This is a genomic window from Bacteroidota bacterium, assembly GCA_039714315.1.
Taxonomy (GTDB): domain Bacteria; phylum Bacteroidota; class Bacteroidia; order Flavobacteriales; family JADGDT01; genus JADGDT01.
This window is the reverse complement of sequence record JBDLJM010000174.1, coordinates 1-5,469: the sequence shown is the minus strand read 5'-3', so window position 1 is coordinate 5,469 and position 5,469 is coordinate 1. Positions and strand designations below refer to the sequence as shown.

The window sequence follows — 5,469 nt, the reverse complement described above, 5'->3', positions numbered from 1 at the left end:
ATAATTTAATGAACTTTACTATCCCTGTTTCGCTACTGAAAAAGCTTATTTGTTTTTCAAAGCGGGTGCAAAAGTAGTAATACTTTACTTACCTGCAAGAGAAAGCAAGCCTAATTTTAAATAAATTTTGCTATGATCTGATTTGGTGAGGATTACAAATGTAATGTTTTTTTTTCGAATTGAAATCATTACATCCTACTATATTGAAAATATTCTGAAATGACATTATCAATGCTTGTAGCTACACATATTTGGGACTTTTTCGCATCCCGTTTCCTTAACAATACCGCAGTAAAACAACTTATTTACAGGCTTTTAATCACTGTGAAATACAAACTACACAAGCTTCTTAGGTTTTACCTGAGGGAGAACTTTACATTATTTAGAAGTTAAGTAACACGTTGTGACAATACTTTTATGGTTTTTTCAATAGCAAAGAAACTTTAGATAAATATAAAGTGATCACCAACCAAATAAAAGTACGCAGTGTCATTGCCATAATTGTTCTTAACTCATAATCTCCTCCTTTTAATATATGAATTACAAATATTACAAAGACAAAACTTGTAGCTATAACAATAAAGGCCGCCATCATAAAGGCTATCTTTTTTTGCATCCAAATAACTATCCCGGTTATCATATATAAAAACCCCGCCATAAAATTGAACCAAACTACAAAAGGAACATAATTACCTGCTGCCTCCCTATAAATATCAGCTCCGAACAATACTGATCCACCGGATTTAATTGTAAGTATTCCGAAAACAACCGCTATTATGGAAGAAATCCAGATCCCTATTGATCGCTTTAATTTTGTCTCCATGTATTTAATGTTTGATAATTCTACTTCCTTTGACAAGCTTTTAGGAACAATTTCCATGCAGGGTAAATGTCAGATGTTAATTTACATCAACTATTGAATAACTACAAATAAATATTATGTACTTCGACTCCGCTCAGGAACTTTTTTTCGCGTGAGGGATTATTCACAAATCATATTTATCGGTATTCGACTGCTTTACTATTGTTCATATCACTCCGCTGTCGTCTTGAAAATGAGAAAAAGAAAAGTGAACTTCCCCCTTTTCTCATTTATTCGACAGCGTGAGGGATTGCAGCGGCATCCTTTTTTGCTCCTTTATATATAGTACACCAACGCTTCATAACTAAAATTGAAGCAACAAACCGGAGAAGAAGAACTAAATGCAAAAAAGATATAGCGTAAAGCCCGACCCTTTTGCTGAGAACTGTTCCTGAGTAAAACCGAATCATAGTCTTAGCAAAAGGGGCACGCCCAAAACACCAAAATCTATAATAAAGTCAGCTTCCAAATTCTCGCACTACAAATTAGAATACAGCGGCAGCATATATTAATCGATAATTAATTAGTTTTGCAGACAAGAGAACATATACAATATGAAGCTAAAAATTGAATCGGAATTTGGCCCTACCGGCGATCAGCCCCAAGCAATAGATCAACTTGTGCAGGGAATAGATGAAGGAACACAGTTTCAAACATTATTAGGTGTTACCGGATCGGGAAAAACTTTCACTGTGGCAAATGTTTTGGAAAAAGTTCAGAAACCAACGTTAATATTAGCTCATAATAAGACTCTGGCCGCACAGCTATACAGCGAATTCAAATCGTTTTTTCCCGAAAATGCAGTAGAATACTTTGTTTCGTATTACGACTATTATCAACCTGAGGCTTATATTCCGGTAACCGGGACATATATAGAAAAGGATCTTTCGATAAACGATGAAATTGAAAAACTGAGATTGAGCACCACCTCTGCCCTGTTATCAGGCAGACGCGATGTAATTGTAGTTGCTTCAGTATCGTGTTTATACGGTATAGGTAATCCTGAGGAATTCACAAAGAATGTATTGATTTTTAAAGCCGGTGAGGAAATTCCACGTACTGTATTTTTGAATTATCTTGTAAAAATTCTCTATTCGCGTACCGAAGCAGATTTTTCACGGGGAAATTTCAGAGTTAAAGGTGATACTGTTGATGTTTTTCCTGCATACGCCGATTACGCTTTCAGATTTCACTTTTGGGGAGATGAAATTGATGAAATAGAATCTTTCGACCCCGGCACAGGAGAAGTACTTGAGACTTTCGAAGAGATTAAGCTCTACCCTGCCAACTTATTTGTAACAGGACAGGAAAGACTGCAAAATGCAATAGAAAATATCCAGGACGATATGGTTAAGCAGGTTGACTTCTTTAAAGAAACCGGCAAACACCTTGAGGCTAAACGTCTTCAGGAAAGAACAGAGTTTGATTTAGAAATGATTCGCGAACTTGGGTATTGCTCGGGAATTGAAAATTACTCGCGCTATTTAGACGGCAGAGATAAAGGATCGCGGCCTTTCTGCCTCTTAGACTATTTCCCAAAAGATTACCTTACGGTAATCGATGAAAGTCACGTTACAGTTTCGCAGGTAAAAGCAATGTATGGAGGAGACCGCTCCAGAAAAGAAAATCTGGTTGAATACGGTTTTAGACTGCCTGCAGCAATGGATAACAGACCTTTAAAATTCGAAGAATTTGAAGATATTCAGAATCAGGTAATCTATGTTAGTGCTACTCCCGCCGACTATGAACTGGAACAAAGCGAAGGTGTTTATGTTGAGCAAATAATAAGACCAACAGGTTTATTAGATCCAAATATCGAAGTCAGACCCAGTTTGAATCAGATAGACGATTTATTGGAAGAAATTCAAAAGCGTATTGAAAAAGATGAAAGGGTTCTTGTTACTACCTTAACAAAGAGGATGGCTGAGGAGTTAACAAAATACCTTACAAGGGTTCAAATTCGATCACGATATATTCATTCGGATGTTGATACTCTGGAGCGTGTTGAAATAATGCAGGATTTACGAAAAGGTGTTTTTGATGTTCTGGTTGGAGTAAACTTACTTAGAGAGGGCTTAGATTTACCGGAGGTTTCGCTTGTAGCTATTTTAGATGCTGATAAAGAAGGATTTCTGCGCTCGCACCGATCGTTGACACAAACAATTGGTAGAGCAGCGAGACACATTAATGGTTTGGCTATAATGTATGCTGATAAAGTAACTGCCAGTATGAAAAAAACCATTGACGAAACTGAGTATCGAAGAGAAAAACAGATTGAATACAATACAGCCAATAACATCACTCCAAAACCATTAAACAAAAAAATTGAGAGTGCTTTAACCAACGATATCGCCAGGAAAGAATATTCTATTATAAGTAAAACAGATATTGCCGCAGAGCAAAAACCAGATTACATGTCGAAAAGTGAACTGAAAAGTTCAATTACCGCAAAAACAAAGGAAATGGAAAAAGCTGCAAAAGCATTAGATTTTATTGAAGCTGCAAGATTGAGAGATGAAATAAAAATATTTAAACAGGCTTTAGCAGAATTGTAAAAAAAATCCCGGAACTAAAACTCCGGGATCTATATTTTATATTTTATGTAAATTATTTTTTATATCTGGAATTCCAATTGCATTCTGAAGATGAACATATCTTTTTCACTACCAACAATATCTATCCCATCCATTGTTCTATAAGTAAAATCACTTTGCAACTTAAATGCATGTCCGATAATATATTTACTAATACCTATAGTGTGATCATTAATTCCATAATGAAAATCAGAATTATTCGGATCTGTGAAAGAATATCTCCCGGCAACTTCCCAGTTATTTTTAAACAAGTATCCTGTCTGGATATTAACACCTTTTCCCGTATAAAATGCACCAATATTTTGATCGAGATCATATACAAACTCAGCATCTCCATCTCCTGTTCTTTGGCCGCCTTCAACCATTAAAGAGTAGCCGTTATACTTAAACAACATATCAAATCCCAAATTTAATAAATCAGCTGTTGACGTATATCTCTTTCCTATCTGCCCCCTGTCCTTATATGCTTCCTCGATATAATTACCATATACAGCAACCGATAACTTAGGCGTCTCCTCTCTTACAAGATCCCCACTTATATAATCACCTTTATTTGTAAACTTCCCAAAAGGCAACACTTCTAATTTTGCAGTATAACTAAGACCGGATGACATTCTGTTATCAAGTATCCCTTTTCCGGAAGTAATGGCGTATATATCTCTTACTACAACATTCCCTATATTAAAACTGTGATGCAACTGAAATCCAATATCACGATCCAGTGTATAATTCTTATTGAAAATAGATCTATCAACTAATTGCAAATTCGCTGATGAAACTATACGCTCCCTGTTACCGGGCAACTTACCCTGACCAAACCAAAAATCGAAATTACCCATTCTATATTTTATAAGGGCATCGCGAACATATCCCCCTAATACATCGTATTCCATCTTATACCTTAAATCCTTATTCATAAAGTAACCGTCAAATTTTATTCTGGATCTTTTTACGAAGGCTTTATTCTCTAAAAGATTTAATTCAGGAGTTTGTTCAAAATCCCAACGGGTTTGTATTCTTGTTCTAAATTTCAGATAGAAAGAATCATCATTTGTTTTGAATCTTATTCCTTTTCCTATTCCTGCTCCGTCATAATTTACCTGAGCAGACAGGCTGGAAGTTATAAAGATTAGTACTACAATAAAGTAATTATAAATTTTCATAATAATTATTTAGTAAAATTATTCGATGGCAAAAATAATATTACCCTGATATTACACAAGACTTCACGCGTTAAACAATCGTTAATGCAACATTAATCAGATGAAAATACAAGGTTAAATTAACTGCAACATTAAATATTTATTCCACCAACCAACATTGAACCATTAAAAAAACAGCAAACAGGAATTAGTATAGGCCTGACAAAACAACTGTTTTATAAAAAACAATACTCAATTTTTTAATATTCGACAAATTATATTTAAATTTGCAGCCGTTTTCAAGGTTAGTACTTTAACTAACTAATAGGGAACGATTTAGATTTGTCAACCGCTGACGATAAACGTGTATGTTGATTAATTATAATTTTTAAAATCATCAATGATGGATTTATTAAAGTACGTACAGGATTCAGTAGTAAAAAATGACTTACCTGAATTCGGTGCCGGAGACACGATAACTGTTTATTACGAAATTCGTGAAGGGAACAAAACCCGTACTCAGTTTTTTAGAGGGGTTGTTTTACAAAGAAGAGGTGCAGGAGTAAATGAAACATTTACTATCCGTAAAATGTCAGGTACTTTTGGAGTAGAACGTATTTTCCCGGTAAACTTACCTTCAATTCAAAAAATTGAAATTAACAAAAAAGGTAAAGTACGTAGATCACGTATTTTCTACCTACGTGAACTTACAGGTAAGAAAGCTCGTATCAAAGAAAAAAGATCATAATCTTTCAAGATACAAAACAAAGAAACCGCTTCATAACGAAGCGGTTTTTTTTATTCCTTATACTGAAATCTTAATGGATCAAGCCCATTTTCTGGGGGAGAGTAAAACCTAGGACAATTTACT

4 protein-coding genes are annotated in these 5,469 nt (G+C 34.8%); 2 read left to right on the top strand and 2 right to left on the bottom strand.

Features of this window, described 5'->3' with window-relative positions; genetic code table 11:
- Positions 1-415: 415 nt before the first annotated feature.
- Positions 416-823: a hypothetical protein gene (locus ABFR62_12740; protein ID MEN8139290.1), complete on the bottom strand. Its 408-nt coding sequence runs from the start codon at positions 821-823 to the stop codon at positions 416-418.
- A 593-nt stretch (positions 824-1,416) separates the two neighbouring features.
- Between ABFR62_12740 and uvrB the strand changes: the two genes are divergently transcribed.
- Entirely contained in the window at positions 1,417-3,417 is a 2,001-nt protein-coding gene (uvrB, locus tag ABFR62_12735) for an excinuclease ABC subunit UvrB (GenBank protein MEN8139289.1), read from the top strand.
- Positions 3,418-3,476: 59 nt separating this feature from the next.
- On the opposite strand, the gene ABFR62_12730 is transcribed toward uvrB, so the two are convergent.
- Entirely contained in the window at positions 3,477-4,619 is a 1,143-nt protein-coding gene (locus ABFR62_12730; protein MEN8139288.1) for an FmdC precursor, read from the bottom strand.
- Between the two features lie 379 nt (positions 4,620-4,998).
- Here ABFR62_12730 and rplS point away from each other — a divergent pair, with 379 nt between their 5' ends.
- Entirely contained in the window at positions 4,999-5,346 is a 348-nt protein-coding gene (rplS, locus tag ABFR62_12725; GenBank protein MEN8139287.1) for a 50S ribosomal protein L19, read from the top strand.
- Positions 5,347-5,469 lie beyond the last annotated feature (123 nt).